Annotated in this window: 17 protein-coding genes, 1 other RNA gene and 1 other annotated feature; of the genes, 1 reads left to right on the plus strand and 17 read right to left on the minus strand. The window is 43.9% G+C overall.

Annotation, left to right across the window (positions count from 1 at the left end; translation table 11 throughout):
* Nucleotide 1: 1 nt before the first annotated feature.
* Entirely contained in the window at nucleotides 2-1,327 is a 1,326-nt protein-coding gene (gene der / locus H8Z82_RS03395; RefSeq protein WP_019161846.1) for a ribosome biogenesis GTPase Der, read from the minus strand.
* Nucleotides 1,290-2,672 carry a DUF512 domain-containing protein gene (locus tag H8Z82_RS03400; RefSeq protein WP_186994240.1) on the minus strand — a complete coding sequence of 461 codons (1,383 nt, stop codon included), beginning with the start codon at nucleotides 2,670-2,672 and terminating at the stop codon, nucleotides 1,290-1,292. Before H8Z82_RS03400 ends, der begins: the two co-directional genes overlap by 38 nt.
* A 176-nt stretch (nucleotides 2,673-2,848) precedes the next feature.
* On the opposite strand from H8Z82_RS03400, the gene H8Z82_RS03405 reads away from it, so the two are divergent.
* Nucleotides 2,849-4,018 carry a ribose-phosphate pyrophosphokinase gene (locus tag H8Z82_RS03405; RefSeq protein ID WP_019161848.1) on the plus strand — a complete coding sequence of 390 codons (1,170 nt, stop codon included), beginning with the start codon at nucleotides 2,849-2,851 and terminating at the stop codon, nucleotides 4,016-4,018.
* Nucleotides 4,019-4,063: 45 nt separating this feature from the next.
* Here the strand turns inward: H8Z82_RS03405 and pgeF are convergent, their stop codons facing one another.
* The 15 genes from pgeF to ssrS all read right to left on the minus strand — a co-directional run bounded on the left by pgeF (nucleotide 4,064) and on the right by ssrS (nucleotide 18,961).
* The gene (gene pgeF / locus H8Z82_RS03410; RefSeq protein WP_019161849.1) at nucleotides 4,064-4,927 is read right to left on the minus strand and encodes a peptidoglycan editing factor PgeF; all 864 of its coding nucleotides are present in this window, start codon (nucleotides 4,925-4,927) and stop codon (nucleotides 4,064-4,066) included.
* Nucleotides 4,928-4,977: 50 nt separating this feature from the next.
* Nucleotides 4,978-5,334: a YraN family protein gene (locus tag H8Z82_RS03415; protein WP_019161850.1), complete on the minus strand. Its 357-nt coding sequence runs from the start codon at nucleotides 5,332-5,334 to the stop codon at nucleotides 4,978-4,980.
* Nucleotides 5,335-5,383: 49 nt separating this feature from the next.
* A complete protein-coding gene (locus H8Z82_RS03420) occupies nucleotides 5,384-6,139 on the minus strand; it encodes a ribonuclease HII (protein ID WP_186994241.1) in 756 nt (251 codons plus the stop codon).
* The gene (gene ylqF / locus H8Z82_RS03425; RefSeq protein ID WP_019161852.1) at nucleotides 6,123-6,980 is read right to left on the minus strand and encodes a ribosome biogenesis GTPase YlqF; all 858 of its coding nucleotides are present in this window, start codon (nucleotides 6,978-6,980) and stop codon (nucleotides 6,123-6,125) included. Before ylqF ends, H8Z82_RS03420 begins: the two co-directional genes overlap by 17 nt.
* Before the next feature lie 7 nt (nucleotides 6,981-6,987).
* The gene (lepB, locus tag H8Z82_RS03430) at nucleotides 6,988-7,590 is read right to left on the minus strand and encodes a signal peptidase I (RefSeq protein WP_186994242.1); all 603 of its coding nucleotides are present in this window, start codon (nucleotides 7,588-7,590) and stop codon (nucleotides 6,988-6,990) included.
* 132 nt (nucleotides 7,591-7,722) lie between these two features.
* Nucleotides 7,723-8,070, minus strand: coding sequence for a 50S ribosomal protein L19 (rplS, locus tag H8Z82_RS03435; protein ID WP_019161854.1), 348 nt, complete (start codon nucleotides 8,068-8,070; stop codon nucleotides 7,723-7,725).
* Nucleotides 8,071-8,195: 125 nt separating this feature from the next.
* A complete protein-coding gene (locus tag H8Z82_RS03440) occupies nucleotides 8,196-9,071 on the minus strand; it encodes a methionyl aminopeptidase (protein WP_186994243.1) in 876 nt (291 codons plus the stop codon).
* Nucleotides 9,072-9,093: 22 nt separating this feature from the next.
* Nucleotides 9,094-10,086 (minus strand): OmpA family protein, encoded by a 993-nt coding sequence (locus H8Z82_RS03445; protein ID WP_186994244.1) that lies wholly within the window; start codon nucleotides 10,084-10,086, stop codon nucleotides 9,094-9,096.
* A gap of 15 nt (nucleotides 10,087-10,101) precedes the next feature.
* Entirely contained in the window at nucleotides 10,102-11,754 is a 1,653-nt protein-coding gene (locus tag H8Z82_RS03450; RefSeq protein WP_186994245.1) for a MotA/TolQ/ExbB proton channel family protein, read from the minus strand.
* 208 nt (nucleotides 11,755-11,962) lie between these two features.
* The gene (locus H8Z82_RS03455; RefSeq protein WP_186994246.1) at nucleotides 11,963-12,571 is read right to left on the minus strand and encodes a histidine phosphatase family protein; all 609 of its coding nucleotides are present in this window, start codon (nucleotides 12,569-12,571) and stop codon (nucleotides 11,963-11,965) included.
* Nucleotides 12,571-14,988 carry a phenylalanine--tRNA ligase subunit beta gene (gene pheT, locus H8Z82_RS03460; protein ID WP_186994247.1) on the minus strand — a complete coding sequence of 806 codons (2,418 nt, stop codon included), beginning with the start codon at nucleotides 14,986-14,988 and terminating at the stop codon, nucleotides 12,571-12,573. The genes H8Z82_RS03455 and pheT overlap by 1 nt, the downstream gene beginning before the upstream one ends.
* A gap of 82 nt (nucleotides 14,989-15,070) precedes the next feature.
* On the minus strand, nucleotides 15,071-16,090 hold the full coding sequence (pheS, locus tag H8Z82_RS03465; RefSeq protein ID WP_026076981.1) for a phenylalanine--tRNA ligase subunit alpha: 1,020 nt from the start codon (nucleotides 16,088-16,090) through the stop codon (nucleotides 15,071-15,073).
* Nucleotides 16,091-16,318: 228 nt separating this feature from the next.
* Nucleotides 16,319-16,571: a binding site (T-box leader), on the minus strand.
* A gap of 41 nt (nucleotides 16,572-16,612) precedes the next feature.
* Nucleotides 16,613-17,554 (minus strand): YihY/virulence factor BrkB family protein, encoded by a 942-nt coding sequence (locus H8Z82_RS03470; protein ID WP_186994248.1) that lies wholly within the window; start codon nucleotides 17,552-17,554, stop codon nucleotides 16,613-16,615.
* Nucleotides 17,555-17,620: 66 nt separating this feature from the next.
* The gene (locus H8Z82_RS03475; RefSeq protein WP_019161862.1) at nucleotides 17,621-18,682 is read right to left on the minus strand and encodes an aldose epimerase family protein; all 1,062 of its coding nucleotides are present in this window, start codon (nucleotides 18,680-18,682) and stop codon (nucleotides 17,621-17,623) included.
* A 97-nt stretch (nucleotides 18,683-18,779) separates the two neighbouring features.
* A non-coding RNA gene (gene ssrS / locus H8Z82_RS03480) (6S RNA) lies at nucleotides 18,780-18,961 on the minus strand.
* Nucleotides 18,962-18,986: the final 25 nt, after the last annotated feature.

The following is an 18,986-nucleotide window of genomic DNA, read 5'->3' on the forward strand; positions in this document are numbered from 1 at the left end:
TCTATTCCTTTTCACCCCGTTCGCGGACAATAAATTTCAGCGATGTTCCTGCAAATCCAAAAGCGTCACGGATTTTATTCTCCAGATATCTTGTATATGAAAAATGCATCAGTTCCTTGTCATTGACAAAAATCACAAAGGTAGGCGGTTTGACAGCCACCTGGGTCATGTAGTAGATCTTCAGACGTTTGCCCTTGTCTGAAGGCGGCTGCTGCATAGCCACTGCCTCAGAAAGGATTTCATTGAGAACACCAGTCTGAATACGCAGGGTCTGATTTTCAATAACCGCATCAATAGTCTCAAACATTCTGGAAATTCTGAGCCCTGTTTTTGCAGAAATAAATACAAGCTCCGCATAAGGCATATATGCCAGAACCTCCCGGATACGGTTGGTATGTTTATAAATGGTCTTGTCATTTTTTTCAATAGCATCCCACTTGTTCACTGCAATGATCACACCCTTACCCCGCTCATGGGCAATTCCGGCAATTTTGGCATCCTGCTCGGTAACTCCCTCAGAAGCATCGATCATAACAATGACCACATCTGCCCGCTCCACTGCAGTAACTGTACGGATCACACTGTAACGCTCAATCTCCTCTTTCACCTTACCCTTACGGCGAAGTCCGGCAGTATCAATAAAGATATAATCCTTTCCCTGCCACTTCACTCTGGTATCTACCGCATCTCTGGTAGTACCGGCAATATCTGAAACGATTACCCTGTCCTCGCCCAACAGTTTATTCACCAGCGATGATTTTCCTACATTTGGTTTTCCTACAATGGCAATTTTCGGAATATCCTCATCCTGTTCTGTATCCGCATCCTCTGGGAAATCCTTAATCACTTCATCCAGCATATCTCCCAGACCCATACGGTTCGCCGCAGAAATAGGGATCGGTTCTCCGATTCCCAGATTATAAAACTCGTATACATCCATCATAAATTTCTGTACACTGTCCACCTTATTTACCACAAGTACTACCGGCTTACCGCTTCTGCGGAGCATATCCGCTACCTTGGCATCTGCATCCACCAGTCCCTGATGCACATCTGTGATAAAAATTATTACATCCGCCGTATCAATGGCAATCTGTGCCTGCTCTCTCATCTGAGAAAGGATAATGTCACTGCTGTCCGGCTCAATACCACCGGTATCGATCATGGTAAAGGTTTTGTCCAGCCAGGTTACATCTGCATAAATCCTGTCTCTGGTTACACCCGGTGTATCCTTTACAATGGAAATCTTCTCACCTGCCAGTGCATTAAACAGGGTGGATTTACCTACATTAGGCCTTCCCACTATTGCTACTACTGGTTTGCTCATATATTTGTCTCCTTTTTATTTTTTTATGGTCAGGGGGATTGATCACGCAATCCACAAGATCTGCTCCCGGTTCGTCTACTACCACCAGCTCTGTTCCCAAAGCTTCCCTTATGTCATCCACTGTCAGGTCATCCAGAAAAACATCTTCACCGCTTCTGAGCATATTACAGGGGATCAGGACTTTCTCTCCCAGTTCCCTGTCCTTCAGCTGTTCTCTCAGATCTGTACCGGTGATCAGTCCTGAAACTGTAATTCTTTCACCAAAAAAATCATTCCTGATAGTGTAAACATTTACTTTTATATTAGGAAATTTTTCCTGTATCAGTTTCATATATTGTTGAATAAAGGGAGCCGCAAGCTTTCCTGTTGCCACAGAAGCTGTAAACTCTCTGTTATCCCCCTCCAGTCCAGCCAGTCTCTCCTTCACTTCTGTTTCCAGAAGGCGCATCATACCCACACCGTTTTCCAACTGCAGATATCCGTCATAGCGGGTCTCCTCAGGAAGTTTTTTCCCTGCCAGGATATACCACTCATCTGAAGCGTGGATAAAATGGATTCCATGGCGCTCCATCATGATCTTCTGCCAACGCTCCACCTGTTCGATCAGGTACTCTGCATCTTCCCTGCCAAAGGGCTCCAGCGGATAAAGGCCATCCCTGTATTTTGAAAGTCCCACAGGCACTATCGATACGCTCTGAAGAACCGGTGCATATTCAGAAAGCTTCTCCAGGCTGTATTCCAGTTCATCCCTGTCATTGACCCCCTTGCACAACACGATCTGTCCATTCATGATCACACCGCCCTGGTACAGCTTGTCTACCTTTTTCAGTGCATCTCCGGCAAAACGATTGTGGAGCATCTTACATCTGAGCTCCGGGTTCATGGTCTGAAAAGACACATTGATAGGGGAAAGATGAAACTTTATAATACGATCCAGGTCATATTCGCTCATATTAGTAAGGGTCACATAATTCCCCTGCAAAAAAGAAAGTCTGGAATCATCATCCTTGAAATATAAAGTTTCCCGCATATTGGGCGGCATCTGATCGATAAAGCAGAAAATACAATGGTTGGAACAGGAGCGGTAATCATCCATAAGACTGTTCTCAAATTCTACTCCCAGATCATCCTCATAATCCTTCTCAACCTCAAGCTCCCATTCCTCACCGTTTTTTTTGCGGATCAGAAGCTCTACCATCTCATCATTCATCAGATATCTATAATCAAAAACATCCTCCACCGGCTGGCCATTAATGGATACCAGCATATCCCCTGGTACCAGTTCCAGTTCCTCCCCGATACTTCCGGGCAGTACTCTGGAAATCACATGCATATTTTTTTTCATTAATATTACTCCAATACTACTCCATAAATATCAAAATTGATATACACGATTATACCGCTACATTATCATAACAATTTTATAAGAAAAAATCAATAAATTCCTTGACTGGATTTAGGTCAAATGTTATAAATTATATTGGAATCAAATATTTTTTCAAACTACTTAGGAGGAATATTATGCCAAACATAGAATTATTGGAAAAATCCATGCCTGTAGCACCTATTCGTATTGCTGCCCTTGGCTGCCCGGAGCTTGCCCAGGAGGTAGACAGAAAACTGGTGAAATTCCGTAAGGAACTGATCGCAAAAAAACAGCTCAGTATTATTCCCCAGGGCTACAGCGAGGAATCTTTCATGGTTGAATGTGAGTGTCCCCGTTTCGGAACCGGCGAGGGCAAAGGCTATATTAAGGAATCCGTCCGTGGTACCGACCTTTTCATTATGGTGGATGTTACCAATTACAGTGAAACCTATACTGTATGTGGACATGAGAATCATATGTCACCGGATAATCATTTCCAGGACCTGAAGAGGATCATCTCTGCAGCCACAGGTAAAGCACACCGTATTAATGTTATTATGCCATTTCTCTATGAGGGACGCCAGCACAGACGTACCAAGAGAGAATCCCTGGACTGTGCACTTGCACTGAAGGAATTAAGCGACATGGGTGTATCCAACATCATCACCTTTGATGCCCACGATCCCCGTGTACAGAACTCCATCCCTCTGAATGGATTTGATAATTTCTTCCCTACCTACCAGTTCCTGAAGGCGCTGATCAAAGGCGTGCCGGATCTGAAGGTAGACAATGATCATCTGATGATCATCAGCCCGGATGAGGGCGCTATGTCCCGTGCTGTATATTTTTCAAATATCCTGGGCGTGGATATGGGCATGTTCTACAAGAGAAGAGATTACTCCGTTATTGTTAACGGCAAGAACCCTATTGTTGCCCACGAATTCCTTGGTGACTCTGTTGAGGGCAAGGATGTGGTAGTCATCGATGATATGATTTCCTCCGGCGGAAGTATGCTGGATGTGGCCAAGCAGTTAAAAGAGCGCCATGCAAAACGTGTTTTTGTGTGCACCACCTATGGCCTTTTCACTGACGGACTTGCAAAATTCGATGAATATTACGAAAAAGGCTGGATGGACCGTGTGATCACCACCAACCTGAATTACCGCATTCCGGAACTTCTGGATAGACCTTACTACATTGAAGCAAATATGAGTAAATATCTGGCAAGTATTATGGATATCATCAATCATGATGTATCTGTAGAAAAAGTACGTTCCAGCAATGAGAAAATCATGTCTCTTATGGAAAAGATAAATGCAAAATAAAAATAACGGCAGCAAACATTTTTTTACGGTTTGCTGCCGTTACTTTTATTTCTTCAATCCCAAAAAGGCTCCCAGATTTCCTCTTTTTCCATGAGAGGCTCTGTGGGAAAAAAGCAGTTCCGGATTGCAGCAGGTACAAAGATTCGGCATGGATATATGCTCCGGCCGAATCCCAGACTCCAGAAAGACAATACGATTAGCCTCCCAGAGATTTAACTGGTATTTCCCATCTGCCTTTCCATAGAACAATATATCCCAGTACTTTCTGTCAAAAGCATCCTTCACACGTTCTATTACATCTTCACTTACCTCATAACAATCCTGACAGATGGAAGGCCCCACTGCCGCCAGGATATCTTCAGGATCACATCCGTACTCCTCTGTCATTTTCCTGACTGTCACATTTCCGATTTTCTGGACAGTTCCTCTCCATCCGGAATGGGAAAGCCCCACTACTCTCCGTTTGGGATCTACAAAATACAGGGGAACACAGTCTGCATAAAAGGTGGCCAGTATCAATCCCGGCACATCTGTGATCATACCGTCCACATCTGTATAATCTCTGGGTCCGGTAATTCCCTTTCCTCTGTCTTCAGCTGTAACCTTTCGCACATTGGCTGTATGAGTCTGATCAGAAGTTACAATATCTTCTGCGCAAAAGCCTATGGCAGCAGCCAGTCTGTCATAATTTTCTCTGACTGCCTTTTCCTCATCTCCCCGGGTAAAGCTTAAATTCATAGAGGTGTAAATCCCCTGGCTTACCCCTCCCAATCTGGTACTGAATCCATGAATGATTTCCTCCTGAGAGTCAAGAGCCGGATAGGTCAGATATACTACACCATTCTTATTATGTACCGTCATTTTCTGTGCATTTTTATCATGCCATTTTATTTCAACCATTTTATCCATCTGTTTTTCTCCTAAATTCCGTCCACAGCCGGCAACCGGCAGTATTTCCTTCAACTCCAGCAGTCAAAAGCATTTTTGACCCAGGTAAACTGGTTTCCGTCAATTCCTATCACATCAAAACGGCAGAGCAAATCCACACTATGATATTCCACTGTAAGAAAGTACTCTGCCACCCTGCTGATCACCCGCTGTTTGGCAGGAGTTACAGCAGTCAGTGCGCTTCCCGAAACTGCGGTATTCCGATATTTTACCTCTATAAACACAAGATACCTGCCATCCCTGGCGATCAGATCAATTTCACCTGATCTGCAGCGATAATTCTTGCACAGGATCACAAGTCCCTGCTTCTCCAGATAAGCAGCTGCTGCTGCCTCATAGCAGCCACCTGTTCTTCTCTTATTCTGCATGTAAAACTCCCGGTCTCTTTTTTGTAGGTATCTTTTGTATCAGGCAATATTATACAAAATGAGTAATAAAGGTTCTTCTGTGGATAGGACAGGGACCATATTTTTTCAGAGCCTCAATGTGTACCTGCGCCCCATAGCCTTTGTTGGATGCAAATCCATACTCCGGAAAAACTTTATCATATTCTTCCATCATCCGGTCCCTGGTCACCTTAGCCACAATGCTGGCCGCAGCAATAGACACACTTTTTGCATCCCCTTTAATGATCGGCACCTGGGGAATCTGAATCTCCGGAATCGTAACGGCATCATTCAGCAACAGCTGAGGCATTACCGAAAGCTTTCCCACAGCTTCCCGCATAGCTTCATAGGTTGCCTGAAGGATGTTGATCTGATCAATCCTTTCCGGATCAGCCATTCCAAGGCCTACTGCAACAGCCTCCCGCATGATCACCTCATACAGCTCCTCTCTTTTGGCTGCTGTAAGTTTTTTGGAATCATTCAGATAGAGAATCTGACTATCTGTGGGCAGGATCACCGCAGCAGCCACCACCGGACCTGCCAGAGGTCCTCTTCCTACTTCATCAATCCCGCAAAGCCAGCCCAGATGCTCATATTTATGCTCATAATACTTCATGGCTTCTGTCCGCTGTTTCTCAGCTTCCAGGGCTGCCTCTTTTTTATGGCACTGCTCTATCAGTTTTTTTATGCCGCTTCTGGAATCCTCTTCATACCTTTGGTATAAAGACGGATATTCACTGATATCTGCCGCAGCAAACTCAGCCTTTATTTCACTGATCGTTTTCATTTTTCACCCACTCCAAGGTAATCCGTCCCAGTTTACCGGAACGGAAATCATCAAAAAGAAGAAGTGCTGCTTTTGCATAATCCAGTTCTTCCTGTTTTTTCAGGCATCCTCTGGCTTTTGCAATCTGCTCCAGGACTTCCACAGAAGTTCCCTGCTCTGTGATCTGATATCTCTCTGTGAGAGTTCCCTGATAGTTCTCTCTCAAGTGATCGATCAGCCAAAGGGAAAGTTCCTCCATATTCAAAATATCATCCTTGATAGAACCCACACAGGCAAGGCGCATTCCCACCTGTTGGTCTTCAAATTTGGGCCAAAGAATCCCCGGAGTATCCAGAAGCTCCACTCCCTTATTCAGGCGGATCCACTGTTTTCCTTTGGTAACTCCAGGTTTGTTTCCTGTTTTTGCACAGGCCTTTCCTGCAAAAGTATTAATAAAAGTAGACTTGCCTACATTTGGAATTCCTACCACCATGGCACGGATCGGACGGTTTTTAATCCCGCGTCTCCGGTCTCTCTCTGTTTTCTCTTTACACGCCTCCAGGATCACGTTCTGAATTGCCTTCATGCCGGAACCCTTTCTGGAGTCTATCTTTACCACAAAAAAGCCCTTACTCTGAAAATAAGCCTTCCAGGCCTCATTCTGCCTTTCATCCGCCAGATCCGCTTTATTCAGCAAAATCAGTCGGGCTTTATTTTTTCCAAGTTCATCAATATCCGGGTTTCTGCTAGAAAGAGGCACACGGGCATCAACCAGCTCAATGATCAGATCGATCAGCTTGATATCTTCCTGCATCTGCCTTTTAGCTTTGGTCATATGACCAGGATACCACTGTACGTTCATAACTTACCTAACCTTTCAAAAATCCAATTTTACTTCTGGGGGAAATGGTAAACCACAACTTACCCACAATATATTTTTTCTTTACATTTCCGATATCAGCATACCGGCTGTCTTCACTGTTGTTCCTGTTGTCACCCAGCACAAAATATTCACCGCTTTCCAGCGAAACCGCACTGGAAGCAAGTCCCCCATTGCTGATCTCAGGAAAATCACCGTCATTTTCATAGACAGCACCATTGATCAGGATTTTTCCTCCTGAAATCTGTACTGTCTCGCCGGGAAGCCCGATCACACGGCTGATATGAAGAGCTGCATCGTCACTTCCATTGGTTTTAAAAACAATAATATCACCTCTTTGGGGAGAAGATATTTTATAAATCCCTTTATTGACCAAAAAACGTTCTCCTACAGACAGAGTTGGTTCCATGGCGCTTTCCTGCATAGTGACAGACTGAAACATCATGATTCCCACTACAATGGCAAAAAACAGAGTTACCAGGATTTCAAATATCCATGTGAAAATCCTGCGGGTTCTGGCATTTTCCAGTCTGACCTCCAACTTATCTTCTGCCTTATCCTTAAATCTGGATTCTTTTTTCCAATTTTTCATATTTATTGAAATCTCCTGACCGTTCCCTTGCATTCACAACGATACCACTCTCAGAGGGGCATATATGTTCAGCATCGAAAAAGAGGGACAATACACAAGTTATTGTCCCTTCTTTCAAATTAATTCATGAAATTATTTAACAAGCTCTTTAACCTTAGCAGCTTTACCTACACGGTCTCTTAAGTAGTTCAGTTTCGCACGACGTACTTTACCACGACGGATAACTTCTACTTTAACAACATGTGGGGAATGCAGTGGCCATGTTTTCTCAACGCCTACACCGTTAGAATTCTTTCTTACAGTGAAAGTAGCTCTGTTGCTTCCGCCCTGTTTCTTAAGAACTGTTCCTTCAAAAATCTGAACACGCTCACGGTTACCCTCTTTGATCAGCGCGTGTACTCTTACAGTATCACCAGTTTTGAATTCCGGTACTTCAGCTTTCAGCTGAGCAGCTTCGATGTTTTTGATAATTTCGTTCATTTTATTTTCTCCTATTCTTATATGGATGTTCTTAATACAATTTCTGTAACAGAGGACCATCTTTTTTCACAACAGTTGTGATTATACTATAGAGCAATGCAGTTTGCAAGCCTTTTTTGCAATCTTTACCAACAGATTACTTCACAACCGGTTTCTGTGACCAAAACAGTAACCTCCCACTGTGCGGAGGGAAGTCCGTCCTCTGTACGCACCGTCCATTCATCCAGCTCATCTGTCCAGATTTCATCGCTTCCCATATTAACCATAGGCTCAATTGTAAACATCATACCTGGCACCATGAGAACGCCGGTATTTTCTTCTGATACATAGCTTACCCATGGATCCTCATGGAACTCCACACCTACTCCGTGGCCACCGATCTCCCGTACCACAGAGAAACCATTTTCTACTGCATGCTTATGCACTGCGCTGCCCATATTTCCAATAGGAGTCCATGGCTTTACCATGGAGATACCAATCTCCACACATTCCTTTGTCACCTTTACCAGCTTTTCCTTTTCAGGGCTTACCTTGCCGATGCAGAACATTCTGGAGGAATCAGAATAATATCCGTTATAGATTGTGGATACATCCACATTGATAATATCCCCCTCTTTAAGAATCTCCTCCTCATTGGGAATTCCGTGGCACACTACATCATCAATAGAGGTACACACGCTTTTGGGGAAGCCTTCGTAATCAAGGGGGGCCGGGATTCCTCCATGGCGGACCGTCTCCTCATGGACCCATCTGTTAATTTCCGCCGTAGAAATTCCGAGACGGATATGCTCCTCAACATAATCAAGTACAGCAATGTTGATCTTACAGCTCTCTTTGATCTTTTCAATCTGCTCCGGGGTTTTGATCAGGCTGTGGTCGATCACTGCATGTCCCTCCCGTTTCATTGCCTCCAGCTTCTCATCAAATGCCTCATGGCATTTCTTATATTTTTTACCGCTTCCGCACCAGCACGGATCATTTCTGCCGATTTTTACAGACATATATTTTAACGCTCCTTAGTTTCTATTCATCCGCAGATTTCTGGTCTGTGGATGTTTTTTCTTTTGTTGTATTGCTATCATCTGTTATATTACTTTCATCCGAAGACATGATCTGATTCAGTTCATCGATCATTTCCTCATCTTTTAAGCGGAATTTTACCTCCACTCGTCTGGACGCATCCTTATTTACATTTCCCTGGGCATCCAGAATAGGATTTGCACTGGAATGTCCGTTTACAGTCAGATAGGTCTGAAGATCTGAAATCTGGTTCTCATTCAGGAAATCCTCACGGATCTCAGTAAGGTACTCTGCCACTGCCAGGGAACGTCTCTGGGACAATTCCAGGTTATAGGTATAGTCACCGTCTGTATCTGTATAACCGTCAATAATAATCTCTGCCAGATATTTCTTGTACTCATCCTGCAAAAGAACCTTACAGTAAATGGGAAGAATATTGGAAAGCTCTGCCTTACCTTCGTCTGTCAGTTCTGCCTGGTCATAGTCAAACAGTACGCTGGCATTCAAAGTCAGGGCTCCTGTCTGGGAATCAATATTTACACTAACATTGTTTTTTTCAAATTCTTTCTGTAAGGCTTCGATAACGTCTGCTTTTACACCAATAATATTATCAATCTTCTGCTGCTGTTCGGACAGAAGGGTGGTCTTTTCATCCAGGGCGTTTTTTTGTTTCTTCAGAGTAGCCTGCTGTTTTTTCAGCTTGGCTGCAAGCTCTTCCAGCTGCTTTTTCTGTTTATCCAGCTGTTCATCCTGAGAGCTTAGCTTACTGTCCTTTTCATCCAGCTCATTCTGCTGAGCAAGGATTTCCGCAGTATACTGCTCCTGTAGGGCAATTTTGTCATCTCTTTCCTTAATGCTCTCATTATAGCTTTTCTGTGCCTGAAAAAGAGTGACACACATAATCAGGACGAAAAGAAGCAATACACCGGCCATCATATCAGAATAGGAACGCCAGACATTAAATCCGCCTTCCTCTGATTTTTTCTTTTTGCGCATAGTCTTCTCCTTTTCTTATCTGAATAAACCGAATTTCCCTTTCTGGGGAGTTTTGGAAAGTTCCCTCAGGTTTCTGTTCATTTCTTCCAGGAGAGCTTCCTGTTTTTCTCCCTGCTCCTTCATAAGAGCATATAACCGATCCATAGACTGTCTGTCAGCCATTCTGAAAGCGTTCAGGTTCTGCTGTCCTCCTGTAAGAGAAATATTACCATTTTCCTTTGTAACTGAAATATCTGTCAGAAGTCTGCGCACCTCTTCCATGGTCTGTAAAGTCTTATCCTGGCAGGACGCAAAATCTGCCAGTCTTTTTTCCAGTTCTTCCATTACCTGCCGGTTTGCCTTGAGCACATCTGTACCTGTCTGACTGGCAACAGAAACCTTTTCCATTCCCTGGGAAGCTGTCTCCACATATCTCTGCATGGTCTGGTTGCAGGCTACCCAGAATTTAGCAGAGGTTTTCTCAGCCTCTTTGAGATAATCTGCCACTCTCTGATAGTCCTGCTGCTGCATTTTCTGGATCTCCTGATTATCCTGGGCGATCCTGGAAGCAGTAGACATATAACGTCCCTGGGCATTTCCAAGTTCATTGACCATGTCCTTCATGGTTTCACTCTGTCTCTCATAGGAAGAATTCAGCTGATCGCTCATAGTATGATACAGGTTGGTGGTATATTCTGTATTCTCCTTCTGGGCTTTCTTTAACTGCGCCAGAGCATCATTAAAATCTTTAAACTGCATCTTAAAGGAGCCGTTCATCTCCCGCAGGAAAGAACGGAGAATCTCCTGCATCACATCCTGCTGGCAGCTGGTCACAGATTCTGTCAGCACATCCAGAGATTCATTCATCTTCTGGAAAGTAGGATTAATGGCCTTTTCAAAGCTCTGTGCCATTTCTGCAGAAAGCTGCTCTGCCATCTGTTTCATAGCCTTTACCTGAAGCTTCTGGCTGGCAACCATAAGATTTCTGGATTCATTCTCTGCTGTAGGCAGGACATAAATATGAAATTTCTCCAGAAACGCCTGAAGCTTCTCATTCATATCAGAGAAAACACTCTTCATCCCTGAGGTATAAATAATAGCAAAAGCAATTCCATAGATAGAGGTCAGAAAGGCAACCTTAATACCTGCCACCAGCGAAGACACAGAGTTAGTCATTGTCTCGTAGCTGGAGGGTTCAAAGTTCTTAAGTCCCCATACCAGACCAATAAAGGTTCCCAGAATACCCAGACTTGTAAAAATATCCGGGATCATTTCCAGAATACGCTTATGTACATGAAGATCAATATCATCTTCATTGATATAGTCCTCGATCTCACCAATACCTTCTTTTGCCTGATTCATTCCATCCACAAAGTCATCCAGCCTTCCGTCCAGATATTTGTGATCAAAAATCCCTTTCAGGTAGACAAGGCTTTCATTTTTTACCTTGCCGGGCGTTTTGAAAATGCCTGTCAGCTCCTCTTTTCCTCTGTGAAGGGCCTGTCCGATCCCTTCAACCCTGAACATTCCGCCCAGCATTCCGGCCAGGTAAAGCACTGTCATGATCGCCAGAAACGCAAAGTTATAGATCATGGTACTGACAGAACCCTTACCTGTAAAAACTGTCATTGCAATACATCCTGCCAGCACCGCCAAAAATGCCAGCAGATTTAAAACCTTTTTGCTCATGGTACACCTCCTGTAATCCTCAGTATTTTTTACCAGTAACTGTTCCGCATATACACAGTTACATTTATCATACACAACCGGCATGAAAAATCTGTAATCATCATATCACAACATCATATCAAGAACAAGTAAGACTACACAAAAAAGTCCTGGACAACACCTGCCCAGAACTTCTTTTTCACTCAAAATCTCTCTGTAAATTTTCTGTTTATGCGTATACCTTATCTTCCTCCAGAAGGCAGGCTTTTCCATCCTTTACCTCCACAAGATTAATACTACAGTTAGGCGGTACACAGCCATGCCAGAAATGTGCCTCATCCTGATAAACATTCTGAAGCAGGGCTCTCACAGCACATCCGTGGGAAGAAACCAGAATGGTTTTGTCCTGCAGCACCGGATCTGTTGTTTTTTCTATCCAGAAATCCCGGGTACGCTTCAGGATATCAGCAATATTCTCACCGTTCTCCGGTCTCTCAAAAGCCAGCGGCTTATTGAAAAAAATATCCATCTCCGGACTGATAATATTTCCTCCGGCATCCTTAAACTGTGTTCCCTCCAGAACACCAAAATCAATCTCCTGAATCCTCTTATCAGGAATTACAGGAATTTCTCTGTCTCCCAGCACATAATGTGCAGTCTCCCTGGCTCTGGTCAGAGGACTGGTAAAACAGACATCAAAGGAAACATCCTTCAATGCCTCCCCGGTGCGTTTTGCCAGTTCAATTCCTTCCGGTGCCAGGGGAATATCTACAGCCCCCTGCACCTTTTTTAATTTGTTCCACCGGGTAATTCCATGTCTTAATACATAAATCAGCATTAGCTTCTCAACTCGATTCCAAGTTCTGTCAGTCCATTCAGGATCTTCTTCATTGCTGCTGTGATCTCACTCTCCTCCAGAGTTTTGTCATGATGACGGAACACCAGAGAATATGCCATGGATTTATATCCTTCTTTGATCTGATTACCTTCATATATATCGAAGAGCTGATAGCTTTCCAGGATCTTGCCACCCCTCTGTGTCAGTACATGCTCGATCTGTCCTGCCAGTACAGCTTTCGGAACAACCATACTTAAGTCACGGGTTACAGCAGGATATTTGGCAATTCCTGTATATTTGTGATTAAAGCTTGCAAATTCCAGAACTGTAAGAATGTCGATCACTGCCACATAGGCCTTGTCACCGATTCCGTAAGTATCTGCAACCAGCGGATGAACCTCTCCCAGATAACCTACAACCTTACCGCCATAAATCATATTTGCCTGTCTGCCCGGATGGAGATAGGATTTTTTGCTGTCAGGATCATAATCCACTCTTTCACGCATACCTACCTTTTCAAAGAATTCCTCGCAGACACCCTTCATGTCAAAGAAGTCACCGTTTCCATACATTCCCAGGGTAAAATGCATTCTTTCCTCCGGAAGCTCAGTAAGAGGCAATGCCTTTGGACGGTATACATTTCCCAGTTCATAGAGACGTACATCTTTATTTCTTCTGTTATAGTTTGTTGCCAGAGAACTGAGCATACCATTTAAGGTAGTTGTTCTCATAACACTGTAATCCTCACCCAGTGGATTGCTGATCACAATTCCCCTGCGGAGTTCACTGTCAGCCGGAAGTCTTAATTTATCAAATACCTTCGGGCTTTCAAAGGAATAAGTCATGCCTTCAGAAAAACCACAGTATTCTGCGATATCTCTTGCAACAGCTTCAATACGAAGCTTAAATGGCAGTTTACCTGTTGTAGCTTCCCCATTGGGCAATGTGGTGGGAATTTTGTCATATCCGAAGAATCTGGCAATCTCTTCCGCTACATCAGCCACATAGTGAATATCCTGACGGAAGGTAGGTGCTACGATCTCATTGGTCTTTTCATCATAGGTAAGCTCAACCTTTGCCAGGAATTCAAGCATTTCTTCCGGGGTAAGGCTAGTTCCCAGAAGTGCATTGATCTTCTCTGGTTTAAAAGGTACTCTGGACGGCTCGCTGACTTTATTGCAGACATCCACCATTCCGCCCACAACTTCTCCTGCACCCAGTTCCTCCATGAGCTGGCAGGCTCTGTCAATGGCAGCCTGTGCATTGTTAGGATCCAGACCCTTCTCAAATTTACCGGAAGCATCTGTACGGAGGCCAATCCTTTTGGAAGAAAGACGGATATTAGTGCCGTCAAAGCAAGCTGCCTCAAAGAGAACTGTTTTCACCTCATCTGTGATCATAGAATTCTCTCCGCCCATGATTCCGGCAATTCCTACAGGCTTTTTGCCGTCACAGATCATTAACACCTGATCATCCATGGTACGTTCCTGACCATCCAGGGTAACAAATTTTTCATCTTTTTCTGCACAGCGTACAACGATCTCTCTGCCTTCAATAGTATCCAGATCATAGGCATGCATTGGCTGGCCAAATTCTTCCATAACATAATTGGTGATGTCAACCAGGTTATTGATGGGGCGGATTCCGTTGGAAGCCAGACATCTCTGCATCCATTTTGGGGACGGTCCGATTTTTACATTTTTTACAACTCTTGCACAGTAACGTGGGCAAAGCTCCGGATTCTTCACTGTAACCTTTACATAATCAGATGCCTTTTCTTCATTGCCCTTACATTCTACAACAGGAGGACAGAATTTTTTATCAAAGGTAGCCGCTGCCTCTCTGGCAATTCCAAGAACTCCATAGCAGTCCACACGGTTAGATGTGATCTCATATTCAAAGACAACATCATCCAGGCCAAGTGCCTTTACCGCACTTTCTCCCACTACTGCATCCTCCGGGAAAATATAAATTCCGTACTCCGGTGCATCCGGGTACATCTCTCTGGTACTTCCCAGTTCTTCAATAGAACACATCATACCATAAGAATCCACACCGCGGAGCTTGCCCTTTTTGATCTGGACTCCTCCCGGAGTTTTCTTGCCGTCATGTCCACCTGCTACCCGTCCGCCGTCCAGAACAACGGGAACCTTATCTCCTTCTTTTACATTGGGTGCACCGGTTACAATCTGAACCGTCTCTGTTCCTACATCCACCTGGCAGATGATCAGCTTATCTGCATCCGGATGTCTTTCAATTTTTTTAATCTGTCCGATCACGATTTTGTCCAGGTCTGCATCCAGCTTCTCAAAGCCCTCTACCTTTGTACCTGTCAGGGTCATGGCATCTGTATATTCCTGTGCTGTCACATCAAGATCCGGCACATACATTTTAATCCAAGATAATGAAGTATTCATTTTTCCTAATCCTCTTTCTTATATAAAATAAATAAGCCTATACTTAAGGAGTTTCCACGACGCTTGTCGTGGAAGCCGCTCGCTAGAACTGTTTTATAAAGCGAATGTCGTTTTCGTAGAGCAGACGCATGTCGTCGATTTCGTATTTAAGAAGAGCAATTCGCTCCAGGCCTACACCGAAGGCAAAACCTGTATATTCCTCAGGATCAATTCCGCACATGCTTAATACATTTGGATGTACCATACCACAGCCAAGGATTTCAATCCATCCGGAGCCTTTACAGAAACGGCAGCCTTTACCGCCACACTTGAAGCAGGATACGTCCACCTCAGCACTTGGCTCAGTGAATGGGAAATGATGAGGTCTGAATTTGGTTTTTGTCTCAGGTCCGAAGAGCTCCTGGGCAAATTCCTGAAGAGTTCCCTTCAGATCCGCAAATGTAATATTCTTATCAATAACCAAACCTTCGATCTGATGGAAGGACGGAGAATGCGTAGCATCTACCTCATCTGAACGGAACACACGTCCCGGTGCGATCATACGGATGGGCAGCTTGCCTTTTTCCATAGTACGTGCCTGTACCGGAGAGGTCTGGGAACGAAGCAGAATGGAATCTGTGATAAAGAAAGTATCCTGTTCGTCACGTGCCGGATGGTTTTCCGGAATGTTAAGCTTTGTAAAGTTATAATCAGCATATTCAACTTCCGGACCTTCAACAACCTCATAGCCCATACCTACGAAAATACGCTCAACCTCTTCCAGTGCGATGGTATTGGGATGACGATGTCCGATCTTCGCTTTCTTTGCAGGAAGTGTTACGTCAATAACTTCCTGTTTCATTTTTTCCTCACGGACAGCTTCCTCCAGCTTTGCCTTTGACTCATCCAGGAGAGCTTCTATCTTTGTTCTGGTCTCATTTACCAGCTGTCCGACTTTCGGACGTTCCTCCGGAGCAACATCCTTCATGCTTTTTAAAATAGCAGTCAATTCTCCTTTTTTGCCAAGGTATGCAACACGTACCTCGTTTAACTTATCCAGGCCCTCGGATTCATCAATCCGTTTTTTGGCAGCTTCAGCCAGTTCCTGAAGTTTTTCTTTCATATCCATGATTCTTTTCTCCTTTATAAAAATATTCGTAATTTCCTGATTAAGGGTCGCAGATCCGTAAACAAGAAAGAATCCTGCTTGCAGGATTCTCCGCCTGCGACGGGTCGCTTCAGCGACATAATTCCTCTCCGCCGCAGTGCGATCCTGCCCGGAGGGCTTTGTTATGTTATAGGAACATTACGGAGTAATTTCCTATAACATAACAAAAGCCCCGTCCCTCATATAAGGGACGGAGCATATCCGCGGTACCACCCTGCTTCCTGCTTTATACAGGCTCTCGGTCTGCTTAACGCGCAGCAACGTCATTCCCTACTAAACAATCATATCTGATCACATCATCAATCCTAACAGAACATTCAGGAATGCAGCTCCGGTGGGAAATTCAGGAAATATCTGAACCCGTGGAAGCTTTCAGCCGATGACCTCCACTCTCTGATGGAAAATAAATCCCTAAAAACACCTTCTGTGCCTTTTCATTTATTAACAGTATTACTATGCCACAGTCCGAAAAATATGTCAAGAGTCATTTTCTGCTTTCTCAGTTGATGTTTTCTCATCTGCCGCCTCTTTTGCCTGCTGTCTCCGCTCTCTCTCATGATCGATCATTCCTTTGACAGACCGATGGGCCTTACGGAAATCCTTCTCAAAATATGCATTGATCTCTGCTCCGTACAAAAACAGATTCATGCAGAAATATAACCAGATCATTACCATGATAATCGTGGTCAGATTCCCGTACATATTGGAAAATCCCGGAAAAATCTCAAAATAAAGAGAAAATCCATAGGAAAATATAGACCAGGCCACTGCAATGATCAAAGCTCCGGGAACCTGGCTTTTCAAGGTTGCCTTCCGGTTCGGAAGCACCTTATAAAGCAAAAGAAACACCAGAAAAAGCACTGCAAAAACAAGTTCTGCCCTGGCACCTAATATCCTGCCCAGAACCTTTCCCACAAAAGGAATATACATGGCCGCAAGCTCCTGGATCCGGTTACCAAGCACAAGCATAAGCAGACAGATGATCAGTGCCACCACCAGTGAAAAGGTATAAAAAACCGCATAAATCCTGGTAATCAGCCAGTTACGGGTTTCCTTTACATGATAAATGGTGTTCAGTCCATTGATCAGGGACTGCATACCTTTCCCTGCAGACCACAGTGCTACAAGGGCAGAAATAGGTACAATGGCTGTACTTCTCTTATAAACATCCACTACGATTCCAAGAACAAAACTCTGGATATTCTCAGGAACAAATGCAACAATGGCATCACGCACCATATTATAAGTAACCGGTGTATATCTGACCAGTGTTGTCAGAAAAAGGATACAGGGAATAAAGGAAAGAATCAAAAAATAGGCAGCCTGTGTGGCATATGCTCCTACATGATCCCCTGACACACGATTCATAAATCCAAGCAGAAGTGAAACCACTGATTTCTTCTCTTTCTCCTTCTTCATATATCTCTCCATTCTATTTATATTCAGGGAGATCCTTCTTGCCGTTTACCGGCAAATCACTTCATATTATTCTTTTATGTAAAACCTGTAAGAGGTTTCAGAGTTGTAATGCTCTCCGGCTGCAAGAACAGGAGAATGGAAATCCTCCACATTTACAGCATTTGGCTCTACCTGTGTTTCCAGACAGAAGGCATCTCTCTGATTGTAAACATGTCCGTTTTTACCCTTTTCGTTCTCTACAAAATTAGCTGCATAGAACTGCACACAAGGACAGTCAGAAGTTACATCCATAGCAATTCCGGTTTCTTTGCTGTATGCAGTGGCAATGAGTCTGCGATTGCCCTTAGAATAATTGTCAGTCACATAATTATGGTCATATCCGCCGGTGAATTTCAGCTGTTCAAAATCTGCATTGATCCTCTCTCCCATCTGTCTGGCAGTTCTGAAATCCATAGGAGTACCCTCCACCGGTGCGTATTCTCCCGTAGGAATAGAATGGCTGTCAGCTACAGGTGTATAGTAATTTGCATGAATGGTCAGATACTGATCCATGGCTGAGCCACTTCCCTCTCCGCTCAGGTTAAAATAAGAATGATTGGTCATATTTCCTACTGTAGGTTCATCGCATACGCCCTGATAATGGATTTTTAATTCATTTTCTTCTGTAAATTCATACTTCACAGAGACATCAAATTCTCCCGGAAAACCATTTTCTCCGTCCGGGCTGATACGGTTAAATACAATGCTGTTTTTATCCTGAGAAATCTCAGCCACTTTCCACAGCTTCTTCTCAAAACCATCCGGACCGCTGTGAAGATTATTGTCATTTTCATTCTGTGCAAGTCTTACCTCTCTGTCTCCAAGCATAAACCTTGCACCGGCAATACGGTTACCGCTTCTGCCGATCACTGCTCCGAAAAAGCATCCATTCACCTCATAAGATTCCAGGTCATCATATCCCAGAACTACATCTGTCAGCTTCCCCTCTCTGTCCGGTACACACAGCTTCACCAAAAGAGCCCCAAACTCTGTTACTTCCACAAATGCTCCGGATTCATTTTCCAGATGATAGATCTTAACTGTTTCTCCTGTGGGCAATACACCAAATTTTCTCTCACTTACACTCATTGCCTGCAACCTCCCAATATAATATATAATCACGAAAAGCCTTTTCATTTGCTTTTTTACTGAAAAAAAGAGCCCGGTCACGGCTCTGTCTTTTCTTGAAACTCCCGAAATGTCGTTCCCTTCCCATTGACGCCTAGCCGTAGCTAGGTGGGTATCCTCAATAACATTTCTGTCTTCCGCTGCATAATGACGGCCTGACATCCATGGTACAATGTTGGATTCCCGTTAAAGTCGATGTAGGTTCAAAAAAAGAAGGGGCCTCGAACATTTCAGGATATTTTAGATGATTTTATTATACTCTAGT

The organism is Blautia difficilis, assembly GCF_014297245.1.
Classification (GTDB): Bacteria; Bacillota; Clostridia; order Lachnospirales; family Lachnospiraceae; genus Blautia_A; species Blautia_A difficilis.

Bases quoted from the DNA above. Each gene is read 5' to 3' on its own strand.
- H8Z82_RS03475 (WP_019161862.1), bottom strand. From the start codon at position 18,682: ATGAGTGTAAGTGAGAGAAAATTTGGTGTATTGCCCACAGGAGAAACA.
- H8Z82_RS03445 (WP_186994244.1), bottom strand. From the start codon at position 10,086: ATGCGCAAAAAGAAAAAATCAGAGGAAGGCGGATTTAATGTCTGGCGT.
- H8Z82_RS03420 (WP_186994241.1), bottom strand. From the start codon at position 6,139: ATGAAAACGATCAGTGAAATAAAGGCTGAGTTTGCTGCGGCAGATATC.
- pgeF (WP_019161849.1), bottom strand. From the start codon at position 4,927: ATGGATAAAATGGTTGAAATAAAATGGCATGATAAAAATGCACAGAAA.
- H8Z82_RS03400 (WP_186994240.1), bottom strand. From the start codon at position 2,672: ATGAAAAAAAATATGCATGTGATTTCCAGAGTACTGCCCGGAAGTATC.
- H8Z82_RS03440 (WP_186994243.1), bottom strand. From the start codon at position 9,071: ATGTCTGTAAAAATCGGCAGAAATGATCCGTGCTGGTGCGGAAGCGGT.
- rplS (WP_019161854.1), bottom strand. From the start codon at position 8,070: ATGAACGAAATTATCAAAAACATCGAAGCTGCTCAGCTGAAAGCTGAA.
- pheT (WP_186994247.1), bottom strand. From the start codon at position 14,988: ATGAATACTTCATTATCTTGGATTAAAATGTATGTGCCGGATCTTGAT.
- lepB (WP_186994242.1), bottom strand. From the start codon at position 7,590: ATGAAAAATTGGAAAAAAGAATCCAGATTTAAGGATAAGGCAGAAGAT.
- pheS (WP_026076981.1), bottom strand. From the start codon at position 16,090: ATGAAAGAAAAACTTCAGGAACTGGCTGAAGCTGCCAAAAAACGGATT.
- H8Z82_RS03470 (WP_186994248.1), bottom strand. From the start codon at position 17,554: ATGAAGAAGGAGAAAGAGAAGAAATCAGTGGTTTCACTTCTGCTTGGA.
- der (WP_019161846.1), bottom strand. From the start codon at position 1,327: ATGAGCAAACCAGTAGTAGCAATAGTGGGAAGGCCTAATGTAGGTAAA.
- H8Z82_RS03450 (WP_186994245.1), bottom strand. From the start codon at position 11,754: ATGAGCAAAAAGGTTTTAAATCTGCTGGCATTTTTGGCGGTGCTGGCA.
- H8Z82_RS03405 (WP_019161848.1), top strand. From the start codon at position 2,849: ATGCCAAACATAGAATTATTGGAAAAATCCATGCCTGTAGCACCTATT.
- ylqF (WP_019161852.1), bottom strand. From the start codon at position 6,980: ATGAACGTACAGTGGTATCCTGGTCATATGACCAAAGCTAAAAGGCAG.
- H8Z82_RS03455 (WP_186994246.1), bottom strand. From the start codon at position 12,571: ATGCTGATTTATGTATTAAGACATGGAATTACCCGGTGGAACAAATTA.
- H8Z82_RS03415 (WP_019161850.1), bottom strand. From the start codon at position 5,334: ATGCAGAATAAGAGAAGAACAGGTGGCTGCTATGAGGCAGCAGCAGCT.